Origin of the sequence: Faecalibacterium sp. I4-3-84, assembly GCF_023347255.1 — a bacterium.
In the GTDB taxonomy this organism is placed as follows: Bacteria; Bacillota; Clostridia; order Oscillospirales; family Ruminococcaceae; genus Faecalibacterium; species Faecalibacterium taiwanense.
This window is the reverse complement of the sequence record NZ_CP094466.1, coordinates 2,080,400-2,097,360: the sequence shown is the minus strand read 5'-3', so window position 1 is coordinate 2,097,360 and position 16,961 is coordinate 2,080,400. Positions and strand designations below refer to the sequence as shown.

At 60.4% G+C, this 16,961-nt stretch carries 14 protein-coding genes; 4 read left to right on the top strand and 10 right to left on the bottom strand.

Annotation, left to right across the window (positions count from 1 at the left end):
• Nucleotides 1–22 precede the first annotated feature (22 nt).
• From MTP41_RS10250 to rsmD, 10 genes are all read right to left on the bottom strand, one after another.
• Nucleotides 23–1,564 (bottom strand): FtsQ-type POTRA domain-containing protein, encoded by a 1,542-nt coding sequence (locus tag MTP41_RS10250; protein WP_249235467.1) that lies wholly within the window; start codon nucleotides 1,562–1,564, stop codon nucleotides 23–25.
• Between the two features lie 33 nt (nucleotides 1,565–1,597).
• Complete coding sequence (murG, locus tag MTP41_RS10245) at nucleotides 1,598–2,722, bottom strand: undecaprenyldiphospho-muramoylpentapeptide beta-N-acetylglucosaminyltransferase (RefSeq protein WP_097774340.1); 1,125 nt, start codon at nucleotides 2,720–2,722, stop codon at nucleotides 1,598–1,600.
• Nucleotides 2,723–2,802: 80 nt separating this feature from the next.
• A complete protein-coding gene (locus MTP41_RS10240; RefSeq protein WP_154255511.1) occupies nucleotides 2,803–4,131 on the bottom strand; it encodes an FtsW/RodA/SpoVE family cell cycle protein in 1,329 nt (442 codons plus the stop codon).
• Nucleotides 4,132–4,163: 32 nt separating this feature from the next.
• Entirely contained in the window at nucleotides 4,164–5,174 is a 1,011-nt protein-coding gene (locus MTP41_RS10235) for a glycosyl transferase family 4 (protein WP_249235466.1), read from the bottom strand.
• 29 nt (nucleotides 5,175–5,203) lie between these two features.
• The gene (locus MTP41_RS10230) at nucleotides 5,204–6,586 is read right to left on the bottom strand and encodes a UDP-N-acetylmuramoyl-tripeptide--D-alanyl-D-alanine ligase (RefSeq protein WP_118528655.1); all 1,383 of its coding nucleotides are present in this window, start codon (nucleotides 6,584–6,586) and stop codon (nucleotides 5,204–5,206) included.
• A 184-nt stretch (nucleotides 6,587–6,770) separates the two neighbouring features.
• Complete coding sequence (locus MTP41_RS10225) at nucleotides 6,771–9,254, bottom strand: peptidoglycan D,D-transpeptidase FtsI family protein (protein ID WP_249235465.1); 2,484 nt, start codon at nucleotides 9,252–9,254, stop codon at nucleotides 6,771–6,773.
• Between the two features lie 127 nt (nucleotides 9,255–9,381).
• Complete coding sequence (locus MTP41_RS10220) at nucleotides 9,382–9,861, bottom strand: hypothetical protein (RefSeq protein WP_005944079.1); 480 nt, start codon at nucleotides 9,859–9,861, stop codon at nucleotides 9,382–9,384.
• Between the two features lie 36 nt (nucleotides 9,862–9,897).
• Nucleotides 9,898–10,863, bottom strand: coding sequence for a 16S rRNA (cytosine(1402)-N(4))-methyltransferase RsmH (gene rsmH, locus MTP41_RS10215; RefSeq protein WP_005944076.1), 966 nt, complete (start codon nucleotides 10,861–10,863; stop codon nucleotides 9,898–9,900).
• 239 nt (nucleotides 10,864–11,102) lie between these two features.
• Entirely contained in the window at nucleotides 11,103–11,564 is a 462-nt protein-coding gene (locus MTP41_RS10210) for a hypothetical protein (RefSeq protein WP_005944071.1), read from the bottom strand.
• The gene (gene rsmD, locus MTP41_RS10205) at nucleotides 11,561–12,148 is read right to left on the bottom strand and encodes a 16S rRNA (guanine(966)-N(2))-methyltransferase RsmD (RefSeq protein WP_044953972.1); all 588 of its coding nucleotides are present in this window, start codon (nucleotides 12,146–12,148) and stop codon (nucleotides 11,561–11,563) included. The genes MTP41_RS10210 and rsmD overlap by 4 nt, the downstream gene beginning before the upstream one ends.
• A 188-nt stretch (nucleotides 12,149–12,336) precedes the next feature.
• On the opposite strand from rsmD, the gene MTP41_RS10200 reads away from it, so the two are divergent.
• From MTP41_RS10200 to MTP41_RS10185, 4 genes are all read left to right on the top strand, one after another.
• On the top strand, nucleotides 12,337–12,957 hold the full coding sequence (locus MTP41_RS10200) for a flavodoxin family protein (RefSeq protein WP_249235464.1): 621 nt from the start codon (nucleotides 12,337–12,339) through the stop codon (nucleotides 12,955–12,957).
• 197 nt (nucleotides 12,958–13,154) lie between these two features.
• Nucleotides 13,155–15,542, top strand: a complete 2,388-nt coding sequence (locus MTP41_RS10195) for a glycoside hydrolase family 2 protein (RefSeq protein ID WP_249235463.1) — start codon at nucleotides 13,155–13,157, stop codon at nucleotides 15,540–15,542.
• Nucleotides 15,543–15,668: 126 nt separating this feature from the next.
• Entirely contained in the window at nucleotides 15,669–16,064 is a 396-nt protein-coding gene (locus tag MTP41_RS10190) for a hypothetical protein (protein WP_005944061.1), read from the top strand.
• 6 nt (nucleotides 16,065–16,070) lie between these two features.
• Complete coding sequence (locus tag MTP41_RS10185) at nucleotides 16,071–16,910, top strand: DUF5685 family protein (RefSeq protein WP_097777430.1); 840 nt, start codon at nucleotides 16,071–16,073, stop codon at nucleotides 16,908–16,910.
• The last annotated feature ends 51 nt before the right edge of the window (nucleotides 16,911–16,961 follow it).

Below are 16,961 nucleotides of genomic sequence, written 5' to 3'. Positions count from 1 at the left end.
ACACGCTCCTCAAAACATTTTGTCACATGGGGTTTTCTTCGTTATTTGTGGTCATGCGGGCGGGGTCGGTCAGCGGTGTTTCTTCCGCAGCTGCCGCCGTATCGTCCGCAGGCTGGGCCGCAGCGGCATCCTCTGCACCGTCTGCCGCAGTATCCTCGGCAGCAGAGGTGTCAGGCTCTTCCGGCACGGTCTTTTCCGGCACAACATAACCGGAGGGCAGGGTCGGCTGGCCCTGTGCAAAGTAAATTTTACGGGTGCTGCCCGCGCTGACATGGCTGAAATCCAGTCTGCCGGTGTCGGTAGGGGCACAACCCTTGCCGTCGGCATTGGTCAGCACATAGCGTGCGCGGTCCAGCTTATAATCCAGATCGTTCCGTGTACCCAGAAGCACACTGACACGATCCTGATACAAAAATGCCATCTGGTCGGTGTCCGCAAATTCCATGCGGGTCACATCGTCCAGCATCCCATACTCTTCCAGCTTTGCCTGCAGCTCATTCAGCGCATCCAGACGGTCGTCCGTCTGCACCGCTGCCGAAGCTGCTGCCGAACCGGATGCATCCGATGCCGCCGGGTCTGCCTGCGCTGCAAAGGTCAGCTGGTCGCCGGGTGTCACCGACACCGGCTCGCCGCCGTATAGGGTCTTGAGTTCTTCCGGCTGGGCAGACTCGCAGGCCAGGATCTTGAACTGATCCGAGAGGGTCAGCCAGCCGCTCTTCGTCTGCATGGCATAGGTAGGCACCGCCTCGGTCACCTGCACCACCACCGTGTTGGGGTAATCCCGAACCACCCTGATGGATTCCAGCAGCGGGAACTGCTTTTCCAGTTCCGCTTCCTTGGCGGCAGGGTCAAAGCTGAAAATGTTCTCTTCGGTCTGCACACCCAGTGCCTGCAGGATCTGGCTGCTGGAATAGCCGCCCACCTCCTGCACCACGGTGCCGTCCGCCGTCTGCACCTGAATGGTGCCGATCTTAAACAGCATGGTCATGGTCAGGTAAACACCGGCGGCGATCACGGCCAGCAGGGTCACAAAGGCCATCAGCCGCCGCAGCATCCGCCGCCGCTTCAGTGCAGCGCGGGTTAGGCGGCGCTTCTTGCGTTTTTCCCGCTGTACCGGGTCGCGTGGCTGCTGTTGTGCCGGGCGCAGACGCTGGTTTTTGTAGCGCTGCTGCGCTGCCTGAGCCGCTGTCTTGCGCGGCTTCTGTCCCTGTGAACGGCGCTGCTGCGGCTTGCGGGCCGTGCCGGATGCACGCTGTTCCGGCTGGGCCGTGCGGCATCGCTGCGCGGTACGGTTCCGGTTCTGGCCGCTGGTGCGCCGGGTGCCGCTCTGTTCGGTGCGGCGCGGCTGCGAAGGGAACTCGATGCTATTATCGGTACGGGTGCGGCGCACCGTACCATTGGCGGTGCGGTCCGGCGCAAAGCTCAGCGGTTCCCCGTTGAAGCCATAGCGCCCGTCCGCACTGCCGGAAGATCCTTTTTGTTGTGAAGGCGGCGGAGTATGCTGCAGGTCTTTCCGCAGGTCGTAGATATTGCCGTTGTTTCTGTTATTGCGGTATTGCTGCATGGCGCACACCTCCTTTCCGGTTTAGGTTTTGTTTTACTTCTGCACCAGTTTCATCAGAGCGTCTGCAATACGGTCAAGGCTGTCATCCACCGACAGGCTGCGGGCATTTTTGCCCATCTCAGCCAGCTTGCCGGGCTGTGCCAGCATGTCGGACACCGTGCTCACCAGCTTTTCGCCGGTCAGATCTTTTTCCTCGATCACCACAGCGGCATCGGCCTTCTGCAGTTCCATGGCATTGAAGTACTGGTGGTTCTCAGCCACATTGGGGCTGGGGATGAGCACGGCTGCACGGCCAACAGCTTCCAGCTCGGCCAGCGTCAGCGCACCGGCGCGGCTGATGACAAGGTCTGCCGCAGCCAGCAGTTCCGGCATATTGTTGATGTATTCCTTCACCACAAGGCCGTCGCCTTCCGCGAAGTTCTTTTCCTTTTCCAGATCCTTGAACAGCTGCACACCGTACTGGCCGGTAGCGTGGAGATGCAGCACCGGCTTCTTCTCGTGCTGTTCCCATGCACACAGGTCGGCCACCACCTCGTTGACGCGGCGTGCGCCAAGGCTGCCGCCGAAGGAAAGGATCACCGTGCGGTCGCCCGCGCCCAGCTCAGCGCGGATGGCATCGCGGTCCTTTGCCTTGGTGAACACCTCCGGGCGCACCGGATTGCCCACCACGATGGTCTTATCAGGTGCGCCCAGCTTTTCCACAGCAGCAGGCACGGCGGCAAACACGAGATCCACATCCGGTGCCAGCAGCTTGTTGGTCACGCCGGGGAAGGCGTTCTGCTCATGAATGGCGGTGTGGATGCCCATTTTGGCGGCACAGCGCACCACCGGGCCGGACACATAGCCGCCGCAGCCGATCACAAGATCGGGTTTGACCTCCTTCATAATGGCCTTTGCCTTGGGGCCAGAGAGGGCCAGATTCCACAGCGTAACGATGTTGCGCTTGATGTTGTTCAGCGACAGCCTGCGCTGGAAACCGGTGATCTCGATATGGTGGAAGGGATAGCCCGCCTGTCCTACCAGACGGTACTCCATGCCCTCCTTGCGGCCGGCAAAGTGGATCTCGGCAGAAGGGTCTGCCTTTTTGATAGCACCTGCAATGGCAAGTGCCGGGTTGATATGGCCGGCAGTGCCGCCGGCAGCAATCAGAACTCGCATGACGATTCCTCCTCTATTATTAGTGCATCTGGGCAGGCCATCGGGGAGCTCCCCACTGGCCTGCGCCCTCAAAACAGTCGTTACAGTTCATCGCGCGCACGGCGGGCATCGTCCAGATTGATGGTACGGTCCTTCAGCTCCGCATCACGCTGAGCCTTTGCAGCCTGCCGCTGTGCGTGGGCCGCCGCCCTCTGCTGCGCCGCCCGCTCTCCGTTGCGCCCAATGTTCACCATCACGCCCATTTCTGCCAGCAGCAAGATCAGACTGGTGCCGCCGGACGAGAAAAACGGAAGGCTGATGCCGGTATTCGGGATGGTGTTGGTGACCACGGCGATGTTGCAGAACACCTGCCAGGCGATCTGCGCCATAATGCCAATCCCCACCATGGTGCAGAACTGGTTCTCGGCCTTATAGGCGATCATCAGGCCCTGCGCTATGAGCAGTATGAACAGCACGATGATGAGCACCGCACCGATGAAGCCCAATTCTTCGCACACCACACTGAAGATGAAGTCGTTGGTGCTTTCCGGCAGCCAGAGCTGCTTTTCCACGCTGTTGCCAAGGCCAAGGCCCTTCAGTCCGCCGGAGCCGATGGCGTACAAGCTCTGCTTGGTCTGGTCGTTCAGCGCTTCCAGATCATCGGACCATGTGTTCAGGCGGTCCTGCAGATAGCCAATGGATTCCACCAGCGTCAGGGCCGGTTTCAGCAGCAGAGCCGCCGCTGCGGCCCCGCACCATGTCAATACACCGCCGCAGCCGGTCAGCATGAGGATGGTGCCCACGATGGCGGTGGTCAGCAGGATGCCGGACATGTGCGGCTCTAAAAACAGCAGCAACACCACCGGCACCAGCGGCAGCACCGGCACGATCAGCTGCCTTACGATGCGGATGAACAGCCAATCCTTTGGCTTGATCTTTTCTCTCAGCGACGGGCTGAACCGGCCGATCTGCGGCGCACTTGCCGCCAGATGGGACGAGAGCAGGATCATCTCAAACTTTGCCACCTCAGAGGTTTGCAGAGTCAGGCCGCCCAGACGGATCCAGCGGCGGCAGCCGTTCAGCGGTGCAAAGGTCAGCGTGACGGCCAGCATGGCCAGCACCACCCAGTACAGCGGCTTGCTCGCCCAGCGCAGGAAGCGGTGATCCACATAGCTCATGACTACCATACAGCCAATGCCAATGGCCATGCAGATAGCCTGCTGCTTGATGTAGTGCAGGCTGTCGCCCATGCGCAGGTAGCCGGTGGTGTAGCTTGCGCTGTACAGCATTACAAGGCCGAACACCATGATAATGGCCAGCGTTGCCAGCCAGTTGAGCAGCAGCCGGTTCCACGGTCCCGGGTCCCGCTGCAGCGGCGGCACCCATGCACTTTCTTTTTGGTTTTTATGTTGTCTGCGGGTGGCTGCCATTGCCACGCCCCCTTATTTTCAGAATCAGGCGCTCAGGCCCAGCGTGCCAGACGCACGGCCAGCGCCAGCCCGCACACGCTCAGTGCGCACAGGCTGTAAAAAATATTCACTGCACTCATGCCGCGCTTTTCCAGCCAGCGGTGCAGCGGTGCCGCCGCAAACAGCGGCCTGCCCTTCCAGCGGCAGAACAGGACCTGCAGCAGCACCATGCCGCCCTCCACCCAGAAGGGCAGTGCCAGCGGGATGCTCAGCTCTGCGTAGCCAATGCACAGCGGGATGCAGCCAATGGCTCCCGCTGCATACAAGCAGCCGCACCGGCCGGGGTGCAGCTTTGCCGGTGGAAAATCCCACAGCAGAAAGGCCATCAGTGCACCGGCCAGTGCCGCCGGGAATACTGCCAGCGGAAACCAGCCCATCTGCGTTTCCAGCATCATCAGGCCCAGCATAGCTACAAAGGCCGCGCCGCACACCGTGCCGTCGGCACCGTCGGCCACGCGGGCCGCCTCGGCCATCGCCACCAGCAGCACAGCCCACAGCAGCGGTGCCAGCGTACATTTCACATAATATGCTCCCGGCAGGATCAGCCCTGTGGGCAGGCACCCGTTCAGTGCCAGCAGGCCCAGCACCAGCGCTGCAGCGATGCATTCCAGTGCAAGGCGCTGTGTGCAGCGCAGGCCAAGGCCCAAACCGTTCGGGTAGCGGCCGCGGATGCGGGCCAGATCATCGGCCAGCCCCACTGCGCCAAAGGCCAGCGACCCCAGCAGTGCAATGAGCAGGCGGGAGGTCATCTGCCGGTCGCTGCCAAGCAGGGAAGGCTGTGCAGCACATGCGGCCAGCCAGCCCACGCCCACAGCGGCAAGGGTGCCCACCATCAGGCACAGCCCGCCCATGGTAGGCACCGGGCTGTCCGGAGCATCGCTGTCCGGCTGTGTGCCGCGTGCCGCACGCTGCAGCTCCCGCAACAGCGGCACCATCATATTGCCGAGCGCCGCAGTCAGCACAAAACCCAGCACCGACGCGACGACCAAGGCGAAACGAATCATTTTTCAATCTCCAAATTCATGCCAAAGGGTTATTCTTCGGCATCTTTCTGCTCTGCGTAGAAAATTTCCAGCACTTTTTCCAGCGCCATGCCGCGGCTTGCCTTCACCAGCAGGGCATCGCCCGGCTCTATCCGGTTCAGCAGAGCATCCGCTGCCTCGCGGTAGTTGTTGGCATGGAGGGTCTTGACCCCCTTGGCCGCAGCCACCACAGCCGTGCGCTTTGCGTTTTCGCCGTAGGTCACAAGGCAGTACAGATCACTCTCCGCAGCCAGACGGCCCAGCTCCTCGTGGGCTTCGCGGGACAGCTCGCCCAGCTCCAGCATATCGCCCAGCAGGGCAAAGCGGCGCTTGCAGGGGAATTCCTTGAACATGGCAAGCGCGGCCTTCATGCTGTCGGGGTTTGCATTGTAGCAATCCTCAATGACGGTAACGCCCTTGCTGTGCACCACCTTCTGGCGGCGGCCGGTCTGCTCAAAATTGGAAAGCCCCTTGATGACACCGCGCGGGTCGCAGCCCAAGCGGGTGGCGGCGCAGTAGGCAGCCAGAGCGTTTGCCACATTGTGCTTGCCCATGGCCGGGATCTTGACCACAAAGGTGCCCTCTTCCTGATCTTCCAGCACAAAGCTCATGCCGTCCTCTTCCTGCCGGATGGACAGTGCACACACATCAGCGTTCTCATCTGCCAGACTGAACCATACCGGCTTCACGTGGGCGGGCAGCTTTGCGGCGCGCAGGAACTTATCATCATAGTTCAGCACCAGCGGTGCACCCTCCGGCAGGCCGTTGCAGATCTCCAGCTTTGCCTTGCAGATGTTCTCCTGACTCCCCAGATTGCCGATGTGGGACACACCGATGCAGGTAATGATGCCCACATCCGGGCGTGCGGCCCGGGCCAGACGGTCGATCTCGCCCGCATGGCTCATGCCCATCTCGATCACGGCATACTCAGTGCTGCTTTCCAGCCGCATCAGGGTGCGGGGCATGCCCAGTTCATTGTTCTGGTTGCCCTCGGTCTTGATGGTCTCGCCAAAGCCTGCAAGGGCGGCGTAGGTCATCTGCTTGGTGGTGGTCTTGCCCACGCTGCCGGTCACACCCACCATCTTGGGGTGATACTGGCTGCGGTAGTTGGCACCCATCACCATCATGGCGTGGTAGCTGTCCGGGCAGAGGATGGCCTTTTCCGCAGGCACGCCCTCCACCGGGTGGTTCACCACCACATAAACAGCACCGTTCTCCAGTGCTTTGGCCGCAAAATCGTGGCCGTCAAATTTTTCACCCGGGAACGCTACAAAAATGCAGCCGGGCCGCACCTCGCGGCTGTCGGTGGTCACCAGTTCCACCTGCACCTCTTCCCGGATGAAGTCTGCGGGCACCAGCCCTGCCAGAAGCTTGCTTGCAGAAATTTTTTCCATTGTTCATGTCCCCTCTCGTTATTTTATCAGCTGGTTCGCCCTCTCCGTCACGGCTTACGCCGTGCCACCTCTCTCAAAGTGAGCGGCCTTTGCAGGCCACGCAGGCTTCATCTTTTTCCAAGGTCCCCCCTTTGGGGGAGCTGGACGCGAAGCAGCCTGAGAGGGCGAGCATGTTTATCTCTTTTCATCCACAGGTAATGGTCACGACGGTGCCGCGCTGCACACTGGAACCGGGGTCTGCACTCTGGGCCTGCACGGTGCCGTTCGCATTGCCCTCCACCACACAGTTCAATCCGGCGGCAGACAGCATCTGGCGGGCAAAGTCCGCGCTCTTGCCGGTCACATCCGGCACATCGGTATGGCTGCCCTCATAGGTATCGGTATACAGGTACACGGTGGTGCCGTAGGCCACCTTTGCACCCGCGTGCGGATACTGGTAAGTGACAGCTGCTGCCGCCTGACTGGTGGTGCTTTCGGCCAGCTGATGCCTGAGGCCCTTGATGTTCAGCTGCACCTGCGCACTGCTCCACTCGGTGCCCACCAGATTCGGCACAGTGACCACAGTCTGGCTGCGATCCTCGCCGTCGGCGGCAATGCCAAGGTAAGGTGCGATCTCGCTGATGATGTTGCCCACAACGGGCGCTGCCAGCAGGGACGAGTAGTCCGTTCTGGCGTTGTTGGGGTCATCCAGCATCACATAGACGATGATCTCCGGGTCGTCAGCGGGCAGGACAGCGGCAAAGGATGCCACCTTCTTGTAGTCACCGTCGGCACGGCGATCCATGTTCAACTGTTCGGAAGTGCCGGACTTGCCGCCGATACGGTAGCCGGACACATAGGCATACTTGCCGCCGCCGGTACCGGCACCCACCTCATATTCCATGATCTGGCGGATCACATTGCTGGTGCTCTCGCTGATGACCTGACGGCGCACATTGGCACCGATCTCCTCGATCACGTTGCCATTTGCATCGGTGATCTTATCCACCACATGGGGCGTGACCAGATAGCCGCCGTTGACGGCTGCGGCCACAGCGGTGCACATCTGCAGCGGGGTGATGGCCATTGCCTGACCAAAGGCCGAGGAAGCCAGCTGCACTTCGCCCAGCTGGTTGGCCTTATAATACTGCATGAAGCCCGTCTCACTGGGCAGGTCCACGCCGGTGCGGCTGGTAAAGCCAAAGGCATCGAAGTAGTTATAGAAGGTCTGGGAGCCAACGCGCTGGCCCAGCTGGATATAGTAGATATTGCAGCTCTGGCGCAGAGCTTCGGCCAGTGTGATGGTGCCGTGGGCTTTGTGGCCTGCGCAGTGGTAGGTCTCCTTTGCCACGCCGTAAGCACCGGCGCAGGTAAAGGTGGTGTTGATGTTTGCAAGGCCGGAGTCCACGCCCATGGCCGAGGTGATCACCTTGAACACACTGCCGGGGTAGTACAACTCGGTGATGGTCTTGTTTTTCCACTGGATATCGCGGAAGTAGCCGGAGTAATCGGCCTCCTCGTCCAGAATGCGGTTGCCGTTTGCATCCTTCAGCTCGTTGCCGTTCTCATCCTTTTTGTAGATGCCGTACAGCTCCGGCTCAGCGCGCACCAGCTCGTTGAGGTAATCCAGATTTGCGCTGTAGTCCAGCGGGTCGTTGGGGTCAAAATCCGGCTTGGAAGCCATGGCAAGGATGGCACCGGTCTTGACGTTCATCACGATGGCGCAGCCGCGGTTCTCCACCGTGTTGGCTGCAATGGCTTCGTTCAGATACCGTTCCACGATCTCCTGCACATTCACATCCAGCGAAAGCACCAGATTGGAGCCATCCTTGGCGGCAAAGGTGGTGGCATTCTCGTCCGCAATGGCGTTGCCGTAGGCATTGCGCTGGGTAATGGTGCGGCCATCCACACCGGCCAGCGTGGACTGATAGGATTTTTCCAGACCGTAAGTACCAATGCCGTCCGCATCGGTAAAGCCCAGCACTGCCGCTGCAAACGCTCCGTAGGGGTAATTGCGCTGGAAGCTCTTCTCGCTGCCGACCGAGATGTTGCCCTTGCGGGAGGTCTCAGTGGCACGCTTGTGTGCCTTGTTGAACTGGGAAACGTAGGATTCGATGGACAGCTTGACAGCGTTGTTCACCTTGGTGGCCAGCACCTGATACTTGGTGTCCGTCTTGGAAAGTGCATCGTAAACCTTCTGGTACTGGGTCTGGTACGCTTCCGAGGAAGTGTCCACCGCGTCCAGACTTTCGCCGTCGCCGGAAAGCAGGCGCAGGGTCAGTTCCCGGCTGACCTCGGCGCACATGGCCGTGTCCAGCGTGCGCACCGCATCCTCATCCTTACCGGTGGTGGCATATAAGATTTTGCTGTTGTCCGGGTCGGCCCAGATGGTCCACACCACGCTGGTGGAGGCCAGCGTGATGCCGGAGGTATCGTAGATCTCGCCGCGGGTGGCCTTGATGGTGGTATCCAGCAGCTGCTGCTTTGCGGCCAGCTGGCGGTAGGTGTCACCGTTTTTGATCTGGATATCATACAGGCTGTAGGTCACACGGGCCGCAGCAAGGCCCATGACCACAAGGGCCAGACCGCCGCAGATCAGACTGGTTCTGGGGTTCATGCGGGCACCGGTGCTGGTTTCCGGCCAGGGGCCTTTTATTTTTTTGATGAATTTTCGGAAGAATTTCGACATGGTATGCTCCTGCGGCAGCGGGCATTTGCTGCCTTCTGCCGCGCTTTTGTCAAATTTGGAACTGCCCTGCAAACAGGGTGTATAAACCGAAAAAGCGTGCGCTGCCGCACGCTTTCCCGTATTTGGTTCACTTTACAGTGCCAAGAATGTTCACGGCACCGTTGTAGATAAAGTCGGTCCACTGCCGCACAGCGGACTGGGTGCGCTCCAGCGTGTCGCTCTCGCCCAAACGGATGTAGGTGATCTGGCTCTGATCAATTTTCATCAGGCCCAGCCTGCCGGCCGTCTCTTCCACGCTGGTGATGTTGGTCTTGCTGTTCAGGGTGCTGTTATAGTAAGTATACTGGCTCTGCTCGCTGACCAGCTGAGCCTTTGCGTCCTGAATCTGGTCGTTCAGCTCCACCAGCTTGGACTCGCTCCACAGCAGGCTGATGGCAAACCCCACCAGCAGTGCTGCTGCTACCAGATGCATGGCGTTGTGCACCGCTGCCTGCAGCGGTGAAAGCCGACGCTTGCCGCCCTTTGCTACCCGCAGATCTGCCTTGCGCTGTGTCTGCGGGGCTTTTCTGCGGCGTACCGCGTTATAATCATATGCTGCCTGACCCATGGTTTGCTCTCCTCCTCACACAACGGCTTCTGCCGTTCAGCATTTTTCCAAAACTCTCAGGTGGGCGGACCGGCTGCGCCGGTTCTCTTCCAATTCCTGACTGTTTGCTTCAATGGGTTTGCGGGTGATCAGCTTCGCTTTGGCTTTGCCGCCGCATACGCACACCGGAAACTCCGGCGGGCAGGTGCACGCGGTGGACCAGCGGCGGAATTTGTTCTTCACCAGCCGGTCCTCCAGCGAGTGGAAGGTGATCACGCACAGCCGGCCGCCCGGCGCAAGGTGATCGAAAATGGTATCCAGGCCTTCTTCCAGCGCATCCAGTTCATGGTTCACTGCAATGCGCAGCGCCTGAAAGGTGCGGCGGGAAGGGTTCTTGTTTTTGCGGCGTTCCGCCGGGGGCATGGCGCTGGCCACGATGTCTGCCAGCTGCAGGGTCGTTTCGATGGGAGAATTCTCCCTTGCCTCCACGATCCTGCCCGCGATCTGCCATGCGAAAGGTTCTTCGCCGTAATCCCGCAGAATGCGTGCCAGCTCTTCGCGGCTCTCGGTGTTCACAAGGTCCGCTGCCGTTTCGCCCTGCTGGCTCATCCGCATGTCCAGCGGTGCATCCGCACGGTAGGAAAAGCCGCGGGCCGCATCGTCCAGCTGATGGCTGGAAACGCCCAGATCCAGCAGCGCGCCGTTGACCTTGTCGATGCCAAGGCTTTCCAGAGCTTGTCCGGCATAGCGGAAGTTGATCTGCACCACCGTGGCAGGCAGGCCCGCAAGGCGGGCACGCGCGGTCTGCACCGCGTCCGGGTCCTGATCCAGCGAGATCAGCCTGCCGCCCTTTTCTGCATCCAGCCGCAAGGCGATCTGGCGGGAATGTCCCGCGCCGCCTGCAGTGCCGTCAAGGTAGGTGCCGGCCGGATCAATGGAAAGACCCTCCAGACACTCGTTCAGCAGAACGGGGATATGCTCAAACGAGGCCGGGTCAAAGGCTGCTTGTGTTTCAAGTTCCATCGCTGCGGCCTCCTTTCTCAGTTCATAAGCTTTCCGTGTTCCGGGCACTGTGCACACAGCGCACACTTTTACCCGATAACACAGTTTTATTTTAACAAATCAGGCCCCTGATTGCAAGGGTTTGTGCTCCCGTTTTTGCCGCAAAATGCAACAAAAAAAGTCCCTGTCGGCCGTCATTTCTGCCTGCAGGAACTTTGGTTTTTGCCGTATGTGTAATTTGTGTGTGAAAAAGGCTGTCTTCAGCCGTTTTTCTTGGCGTTCTGGCGCAGATTTGCGCGCACATTCTTTACCTGTGCCGCATTTTCCACCATTGTTTCCTCGGTGTTCTTGAGCATGTTGTCGCAATAGTCGGTCACGGTCTGGCGCAGGGTGCGGGCCTCGTTCTGGGCTGCAGTGGTGATTTCCCCGGCGCGCTGCTGTGCAGCCTTCACGATCTCGGCTTCACTCACCAGAATGCGCGCCCGCTCCTCAGCCTTTTTCACAATGGCCTGCGCCTGTGCGTTGGCCGTCTCCACGATCTGAGCGCGGTCGTTCACGATCTGCTGGGCCTGCCGCAGCTCTCCGGGCAGGTTTGCGCGGATCTCGTCCAGATAATCCCGGATCTGCTCCACATCCACGATCTTTTTGCCGCCGGAAAGGGGCACATTGGCGCCTTCCTCCAGAGCGTCCTCAATGGTATCCAAAAGTTCGTTCACGTTCATAGTGCTTCTCCCTTCGGTTCGTTCTCGGCAGGGTCTGTGTTCTGCATGGGCTTTGTGTATTTCCACAGCAGCACCCTGCCGTACTTGTACTGTTTTTTCAGGGTCAGGCCGCCAGCTTCGGCCGGCAGCACGATGCCGGTCTCGCTCTCGCACAGCACGATGCCGCCGGGCGCGGTGCATTTATCCACCGCAGGCAGGATCTTTTCCAGTGTACCATTGCGGAAGGGCGGGTCCAGCAGTACGATGTCGAACTGCTCGCGGCAGGCGGAAAGATACCGCGCAGCCTCGCCGATATTGACGCGGCTGCGGTCGAACACGCCGCAGGCCTTGCAGTTGCGCATGATGATGTTCACCGCCTCGCGGTTCTCGTCCAGAAACACGCAGCGCGCCGCGCCGCGGCTCAGTGCTTCAATGCCAAGCTGGCCGCTGCCCGCATACAGGTCCAGCACCCGTGCGCCGGGCAGGTCGAACTGGACGATGCTGAACATCGCCTCCTTTACCTGCGAAAGGGTGGGCCGGGTCACGTCGGTCCCCGGCAGGGCCTCCAGACTGCGGCCCCGGGCTTCTCCTGCGATCACGCGCATGTTCTCTTTCCTCCTCCTTGCAGCCGGAAGATGTGGCTGCAAACACGTTTTTTGTATCACTTTATTATCACCCAACTGCATATTCTTGTCAAGGGCCGCGCGTTGCGCCGTCTGGCGGTTTGTGCTACAATAAAACCGGCAGCGCCGGGCTTTTGCGGCGCATTCTGGCATAAAAGGAGAGTATTCCCATGAAAGTTCTGCTCATCAACGGCAGCCCGCACGAAAAAGGCTGCACCTATACCGCCCTTTCGCTCATTGCAAAGGAACTGAACGACGCCGGTGTGGACACCGAGATCCTGCATGTCGGCGGCAAACCCGTGGGCGGCTGCATCGGCTGCGGCGGCTGTGCCGCAGGCAATGGCTGCGTGTTTGGCGGCGTGGTCAACGAGGCCATCGAGAAGGCCAAAACTGCCGATGGCTTCGTGTTCGGCAGCCCGGTGCACTATGCATCCGCATCCGGCAACATGACCAGCTTCATGGACCGCCTTGCCTACGCGGGCGGCAGATATCTGGCCTACAAGCCTGCCGCCATCTGCTGCTCGGCCCGCCGCGCCGGCACCACTACCACGCTGGACCAGCTGGTAAAGTACCCGCAGTTCTTCCACATGCCGCTGGTGAACAGCTCCTACTGGGCCATGGTGCACGGCTCCAACACCGAGCAGGTGCTGCAGGATGCCGAGGGCTGCGCCGTAATGCAGGAGCTGGGCCGCAACATGGCATGGCTGCTGCACTGCATCGAAGCAGGCAGGGCCGCAGGCTTTGAACACCCGCAGAACCCCAAGCGCCCCATGACCAATTTTATCCGCTGATCGGAAAATCAATTTCTGATCCAAAGGCCCAGAACAGTCCGTAAGCTGCTCTGAGCCTCTTTTTCTTTGCAGTCCACACCATTTCGTGCCAAAAACAGCAAAAAACCTTTTTCAAAGCGCCTTCCGCTTCTTTTTTCGTTCATAAGTTTGTGTTACTATAAGATGTAAAGTGATTTTAGCAGGATGGAGACCCTTGTATGGAACACTACGATTGGAACGAAGGCTGGCTGTTCACGCCCCGGTTCGACCCGGCACTGGTGCGGCCGGAGTGCGGACTGGAACTGGAACCGGTGCGCATCCCCCACACTGTGCGGGTGCTGCCCTACAATTACTGCAACGAAAATGAATACCAGTGCCTGTGCGGCTACCGGCGGGAGTTTTTTGCACCCAGAGAGTGGGCAGGCCGCACTGTTCTGCTTACCTTTGGTGCCGTTGCCCATGACGCGACCGTGTTCTGCAACGGGCGGCGGCTGTTCCACCACGCCTGCGGCTACACCGCCTTCACGGTAGATCTGACCAGCGCTTTGCATCTGGGTCAGAATAACGTGGTGGCTGTGCGCTGCGACAGCCGCGAGGATCTGAACATTCCGCCCTTTGGCGGGCAGATCGATCACCTGACCTACGGCGGCATCTACCGTGCCGTCAGTCTGGACATCAAGGAGCCCGCTTACCTGCGGGATGTGTTCATCGAGGCAAAGGCCGAGGGCGATTTCCGCATCTATACCTCCACCGTGGGTGAGACGGTAGGCTGCACACTGCAGGCCGAGATCCGCAGCCCTTCCGGCAGCCGCGCCGCCTACAGCGGCGAGCTTTCCCTGCCCATCACCGGCGTGCTGAACGGTGTGCACCCGTGGAGCATCGAGCATCCCACCCTGTACACCCTCACCGTACAGCTGATCCGTCCCGGCTCTGCCGGTCTGCCGGACCGTGTGCTGGACGAAAAGACCATCCGCTTCGGCTTCCGCACCGTGCAGTTCGTGGCAGGCGGGCTGTACCTGAACGGTCAGCGCGTGGAGCTGCGGGGCCTGAACCGCCACCAGAGCTACGCCTATCAGGGCTATGCCATGCCGGACAGCATCCAGCGGCTGGATGCTCAGATCCTGAAAAAAGACCTTGGCTGCAACGCAGTGCGCACCAGCCATTCCCCCCAGAGCCCGGCGTTTCTGGATGCCTGCGATGAGCTGGGCCTGCTGGTGTTCACCGAGATGCCCGGCTGGCGGTACATCGGCGACGAGAGCTGGAAGGCGCAGGCCCTGCAGAACTGCCGCGAGATGGTGTGCCAGTGCCGCAACCACCCCAGCATCTTTTTGTGGGGTGCCCGTGTGAACAACAGCGCCGACGACGAAGCGTTTTATAAGCGCACCAACGAGGCCATCCACCGGCTGGACCCCACCCGCCCCACGGCAGGCGCGCGGAACCACCGCAAGAGCCAGCTGCTGGAGGATGTTTACGCCTACAACGATTACTCTTACCGTGGGCGCGGTGCCGCCTGCGAAGCCCGCGCCGCAGTGACTTCCGATCCCCGCAAGGGCTATCTCATCAGCGAATTCGGCGGGCAGCAGCTGCCCACCAAGCCCTTTGACGACGAGACCCACCGGCTGGTGCAGGCTCTGCGCTATGCCGCCGGGATCAACGATTCCATTGCGCAGCAGGGTGTGGCCGGCAGCTTTGGCTGGTGCATGGCTGATTACAACACCCACCGGGAATTTGGCAGCGGCGACCGCATCTGCTACCACGGTGTGATGGATATGTTCCGCAACCCGAAACTTTCGGCGGCGGTATATGCAAGCCAGAAAACGCCGCGTTCCCCCTCGGACATCGTGCTGGAAGTCTCTTCCGGCATGGCACTGGGCGACCTGCCCGGCGGCGTTCCCACGGCCTGCTGGGTGTTCACCAACGCCGAAAGCGTGCGGCTGTACCGCGGCAACGACTACATTGCCGAGTTCACGCCTGACCGGCACGGCCGTTTTGCCGCCATGACGCATCCGCCCATTGAAATCAACGATTTTGTAGGTTCTTTGTTGGAAAAGTACGAGGGCATGGACCTGGCCTCCGCCCAGATGACAGCCGCTATCCTGAACGAGATGCGCCGGGATGCCATGGAGCTTTCGCCGCTTTCCAAGGCGCGGATGCTTTCGCTGCGGCTGAGCTGGAACGAGGTAGCCCGCATGTATTACAAATACATCGGCGTGCTTGGCACACCGTGCGCAGCCTACCGTTTTGAAGCCGTGTGGCATGGCCGCGCCGTGCGCACCGTGGTGCGGGAACCGGTGCAGAGCGTCCGGCTGGAATGCACCGTGCACAACCCCATCCTCACCGACGGCCCCACCTGGGACTGCGCCGCTGTCAGCCTGCGCGCCATCGACCAGAACGGCAGCCTGCTGCCCTACTGCGGCGAAGCCGTTCAGCTGAGCGTGGACGGCCCGCTGAAGATCATTGGTCCCAGCGTGGTGCCGCTGCGCGGCGGCATGGCGGGCACCTACCTTGCCACCACCGGCGAAGCGGGCCGCGCCGTGCTGCACTGCCGCATGGAAGGTGCGCTGGATACCGATGCCGTGGTGACCATCCGTTGCCGGGAAGCTTAATTTCCGTCCCTTCATGATAGATTTGCACTCTGTTCAAAATTTCATCATGGTTGACTGGTATCCTAAGAACTGTAAAATAACGGCGGGCGCGCCCGCTTTGATTCCAAAACAAAGGATGCAGGAGTTATGAGAGAAAAATTCCGTCAGTTTATGATCGGCCGCTACGGTACCGATGGCCTGAACCAGTTTTTGAGCATCGCGTCCATCGTGCTGCTGCTGATCTCGCTGCTCACCCGCTTCAGCCTGTTCACATGGCTGGGTCTGGTGCTGCTGGTGCTGTGCTACTACCGCTCGCTCAGCCGCAACATTTCCAAGCGCACGGAGGAGAACTACCAGTACTATGCCCTGAAGGACCGCGTAGACCGTAAGTTCCGCGGTCTGAAGGATCAGTGGGCCAACCGCAAGCTCTACCACTACTACCGCTGCCCCAAGTGCCGCCAGAAGCTGCGTGTGCCCCGTGGCCGCGGCCGCATCCAGATCTCCTGCCCGCGCTGCGGCACCCAGTTCATCAAAAAGAGCTGAGCAGCCATGTTTGGTTATGTTGTGCCCAATCAGGCCGCGCTTTCGGACGAAGCACAAAAGCGCTACCGCACCGCCTACTGCGGGCTGTGCCGCCGCATCGACGCACTGCACGGCCTGCGGGGCCGCTTTACGCTGAGCTATGACCTCACCTTCCTGAACCTGCTGCTGTGCAGCCTGTACGAGGGCGAGACCGAAGCTTCTTCCGGCCACGACCGGTGCCCCATCCACCCCTTGGGCGGTGTGGAATGGCGGGCGGCCTCCCCCACCGATTACTGTGCAGATCTGAGCGTAGCCTTGCACTACTACAACGCCGAGGATAAGTGGAAGGACGACCGCAGCCTGTTGGGCCTTGGATATGAAAAGCTGCTTACCGGCTGTAAGCAGGCTGCCGAGAGCCGCTGGCCCCGTCAGTGCAGCGCCATCCGCACCTGTCTGGACAGGCTGGCAGAATATGAAGCTGCCGGGAGCGAAGATCTGGATGCCGTGTCCGGCTGCTTTGGCGAGCTGATGGCAGAGCTGTTCGACTACCGACAGGATCACTGGTCACCGGAGCTGCGCAGCATCGGCTTCCATCTGGGCAAGTTCATCTACCTGCTGGATGCCTATGACGATCTGGAGCACGACCAGCGCAAGGGGGCCTACAATCCGCTGAAAGCACTCAGCCAGCAGCCCGGCTATGAGGAAGAGATGAAAGAGATCTTTGAGCTGCTGCTGGCGCAGTGTGCCCAGAGCTTTGAACGCCTGCCCTGCGTGGAGGACGCAGACCTGCTGCGCAACATCCTTTACTCCGGCGTATGGCTCAAATACAACTGCAAAACCGCCAAGCAGGCCCGCAGCCGTGGCTGAATGGCGGCTTTGTCTTGATTTTTCCACGGCAATACGGTAGACTATAAACAT